Annotated in this window: 4 protein-coding genes; 2 read left to right on the top strand and 2 right to left on the bottom strand. The window is 70.8% G+C overall.

The genetic code is table 11. The features are described from left to right. A partial coding sequence (locus AKI01S_RS47195) for a hypothetical protein (RefSeq protein ID WP_218010086.1) occupies positions 1-306 on the bottom strand: 306 nt, incomplete at its 3' end. A gap of 301 nt (positions 307-607) precedes the next feature. Next, positions 608-1,192: a YbhB/YbcL family Raf kinase inhibitor-like protein gene (locus AKI01S_RS47190; protein ID WP_067833271.1), complete on the bottom strand. Its 585-nt coding sequence runs from the start codon at positions 1,190-1,192 to the stop codon at positions 608-610. A gap of 446 nt (positions 1,193-1,638) precedes the next feature. Between AKI01S_RS47190 and AKI01S_RS47185 the strand changes: the two genes are divergently transcribed. Both AKI01S_RS47185 and AKI01S_RS47180 read left to right on the top strand, forming a co-directional pair. Then, positions 1,639-3,003, top strand: a complete 1,365-nt coding sequence (locus tag AKI01S_RS47185; RefSeq protein WP_084000946.1) for an NAD(P)/FAD-dependent oxidoreductase — start codon at positions 1,639-1,641, stop codon at positions 3,001-3,003. A gap of 135 nt (positions 3,004-3,138) precedes the next feature. Beyond that, positions 3,139-3,521 (top strand): AfsR/SARP family transcriptional regulator (locus tag AKI01S_RS47180; RefSeq protein WP_174567481.1); only part of this gene is annotated, 383 nt, incomplete at its 3' end.

The following is a 3,521-nucleotide window of genomic DNA, read 5'->3' as shown; positions in this document are numbered from 1 at the left end:
GGGGGCCGGGGCGGGGGCGGCGAGCGGCCCGCCGGCGACGCGGCGGTCGTAGGCCTGCTGATCCTCGCGTCCGGGGCCGTAGGACTCGTCGTAGCCGCCGTAGTCCTCCTCGGCGCCCGGCTCCACCTGGGGTGGTGGTGGCGCGCCGCGGCGACCGCGCGGCGGCTGCTGCTGCTGCTGCGGCTCGTCCATCCACTCGTCATCGTCGTCGCGCGCGGCCCGGCTGGCCCGCAGGCCCAAGACCACGAGGACGACCACCAGGGCCACGACCACAATGAGGCCGATGACCACGATGTAAGAAGTCATGCCACCACCCAATGCCTTGGTCCGGCGGGAGTCGCCAGCGTGGACCGCGGGCTCGTCCTGGTTGACGCTAGCGGCCGGTTCCCGGCGGACCTACAACGATTCTTGCCGACCGCTATGACCGTTGTCACACCCTTCGCGCACATTCACCCTCACCCGGTGCGTGTCGAACGGCCGATCCGGTCGGCCGGCACCTCTGATGTCAGCTCGTGCCCCGCATGTGACCGCAGTCCCACGCGAGGTGCGCGCCGACTCCGTTCTCGGTGGCCCCGGTCGTGCGAGCCCACGGTCCCGGTCAACGCGCCTACCGTTCGCCGAAGTTCCCGGTGATCCGGCCCCGGCCCACCGTGTGCTTGGCGATGGCGCCGAGCGACTCCTGGAGCGTGGCGCCGCTCTTGAACGGCGCCGGGGAGTCCAGTGCGTAGACGGTGAAGCGGTACCGGTGCCGCTCGCCCCTGGGCGGGCACGGCGGCAGGTAGCTCACCTTCTTGCCGGTGTTGAGACCTTCGACCATCTTGTCCTGCCGCCCGCCCTCGACGAGCTCCGTCCGGTTGGCCTCGATCCCCGCGACCACCCAGTGCACGTGGGCGCCGTCGGAGGCGTCCAGATCGTCCACCACGATCGCGAACGACTTGGTGGTGTTGGCCGGGGCTCCCGACCAACGCAGCGGCGGGGTCTTGCCCTGTGCTCCGTTGCCAGAGTACGTCGTGCAGCCGAATCGCGTGGGCAAGTCGCCGCCATCGCGGAACGCGGGGCTGGTCACGGTGAACCACTCCGACAGCTCGGCGCTGCTGTTCTTCGGCTGGCCGATCAGCCCGCAGCCGCTCAGGACGCCGCCGAGCACCAGGGCGCCCACAGCGGCCGGGATCGGACGCCGGTCTCTGCTCATCATCGATACGCTCCCCGGCCGAGATCGTACGCCGCGCGCCACCCGATTCCCTCTCATCCGAGCGTGCGCGCACCCGCCGGCGGCGCCCCCTTCCTCAGTCCGCCCCAACGATAGGGGTTGGCGGGGACCAGAACGAGCCGAGCACGGGTCCGGATCGGTACCGGATCGGGTCCGGTCCGTGTCCGGGCGGGTCGGGGTCGGGTCCGGCCGCCCGTTGCGCCGGGTTGATCGTCGGAAATGACGATGTGACGTTGGTCATGAGAAGTTTGTCCGCTAATGCCGGGTTTTGTGGGAAGGAGTGATGAACTTCACGAGCTGGGAGCGGTCTAAATTTCCAAAATGGAAAGATTCTGTGTTCTTTCCCCGTGATAGGGGCGCAAGCGGTCCAGGCCATCGGATAGTTTGTGAATACCTTCACAAGCTGACCGTGAACATTGGAGGCCGCAATGGCCAGGACCGCCGAGGACACCCCTGGCGCTCCCCACATCCTGATCGTGGGTGGCGGCTATGTGGGTATGTACACGGCTCTGCGCCTTCAGAAGAAGCTGAAGCGCGAGCTGCGCAAGGGCGAGGTCAAGGTGACCGTCGTCGACCCGAACGCGTACATGACCTACCAGCCGTTCCTCCCCGAGGTCGCCGCCGGGAACATCTCCCCGCGGCACGTCGTGGTGCCGCTGCGCCGGGTGCTCAGCAGGTGCACCGTGCGCAACGCCCGCGTCACCGAGATCAACCACGACGACGGATGGGCCATCCTCCAGCCGCTCGCCGGCCCTCCGGAGCGGGTCTCCTACGACTACCTCGTGATGGCCGCCGGCGCGGTGCCGCGGATCCTGCCGATCCCGGGCCTGGCCGAGGAGGGTTTCTCGCTCAAGAACGTCGGCGAGGCCATCCACCTGCGCAACCACGTGCTGGAGCAGCTGGAGATCGCCGAGTCGACCGACGACGCCGAGATCCGCCGCAAGGCGCTGACCTTCGTGTTCGTCGGCGGCGGCTTCGCGGGCGTCGAGGCGATCGCCGAGGTCGAGGACATGTCGCGGGACGCCACCCGGTACATGCGCAAGGTCACCCCGCAGGACCTGCGCTTCGTGCTGGTCGAGGCCGCCGACCGCATCCTGCCCGAGGTCGGCCCCGAGATGGGCAAGTGGACCGCCGAGCAGCTGCGCGGCCGCGGCATCGACGTGAAGATGAAGACGTTCCTGCAGTCGTGCGTGGACGGCAACATCGAGCTGTCGGACGGCAGCCGCTTCCCGGCCGGGACCCTGGTCTGGAACGCCGGCGTCAAGCCCGCCCCGGTCGTCAAGCACACCGACCTGCCGCTGGACGAGCGCGGCCGGATCAAGGGCACCGAGTTCCTGACCATCGAGGGCATGGTCCGCGCGTTCACCGCCGGTGACAACGCCGCGATCCCGGACCTCACCGAGGAGGGCGCGTTCTGCCCGCCGAACGCCCAGCACGCCGTCCGCCAGGCCAAGGTGCTGGCCGAGAACATCGTGCGGGCGCTGCGCGGCAAGGCCCTCAAGCCCTACGTCCACAACAACCTGGGCGCGGTGGCCGGACTCGGCCTCCACAAGGGCGTGGCCAACCCGCTGGGCCTCAAGCTCAAGGGCTGGCCGGCGTGGTTCTTCCACCGGACCTACCACGGCATGATGGTCCCGACCTTCAACCGTAAGGCCCGCGTCCTGGCCGACTGGACCCTGGCGCTGTTCTTCAAGCGCGAGACCGTCTCGCTGGCCACGGTCGAGGCCCCGCGCGCCGACTTCGAGCTGGCCGCGCTGGACGACGCCAAGCCCCGGCAGAAGACCGTCTCCTGACGGACCCCGCCTCCCGCAGGGCTGTCCGCACGCCGCGCGCCCGCGCCCCTTCCGGGGCGCGGGCGCGCGGCGTTCCCCGTCCGGACGGATCTGTTCCCATAGGCGGGATTTTCGGGGATGGGGGAGAATCGGCGGGTGCGGATCGGGATCCTGGGGCCGGTGGAGGTGACCGCCTCCGGCCGCGCCGTCGAGGTCGGCGGGGCGCGGCTGCGGGCGTTGCTGACCCTGCTCGCCCTGGAGGCGGGCCGTCCCGTCCCGGCCGAACGGCTCATCGACGCGCTGTGGGAGGACGACGTCCCGGCCGCCGCGCCGAACGCGTTGCAGTCGCTGGTGTCGCGGCTGCGCGCGGCGGTGGGGCGCGAGCGCGTGGAGTCCCGTCCCGGCGTCTACCGGCTGGCGGTCCCGCCCGGGGCCGTCGACGCCCACGACTTCGAGGACCGGCTGCGCGCGGCCCGCGCGCTGGCCGACCCGGCGGCGCGGGCGGAGGCGCTGCGGGCGGCGCTGGCGCTGTGGCGGGG

Origin of the sequence: Actinomadura kijaniata NBRC 14229, assembly GCF_001552175.1 — a bacterium.
GTDB classification, from domain to species: Bacteria; Actinomycetota; Actinomycetes; order Streptosporangiales; family Streptosporangiaceae; genus Spirillospora; species Spirillospora kijaniata.
The sequence above is the reverse complement of the archived record's forward strand: the minus strand, read 5'-3'. Positions and strand labels throughout refer to the sequence as shown.

Coding starts and splice junctions, on each gene's coding strand:
- AKI01S_RS47185 (WP_084000946.1), top strand. CDS start 1,639: ATGGCCAGGACCGCCGAGGACACCCCTGGCGCTCCCCACATCCTGATC.
- AKI01S_RS47190 (WP_067833271.1), bottom strand. CDS start 1,192: ATGAGCAGAGACCGGCGTCCGATCCCGGCCGCTGTGGGCGCCCTGGTG.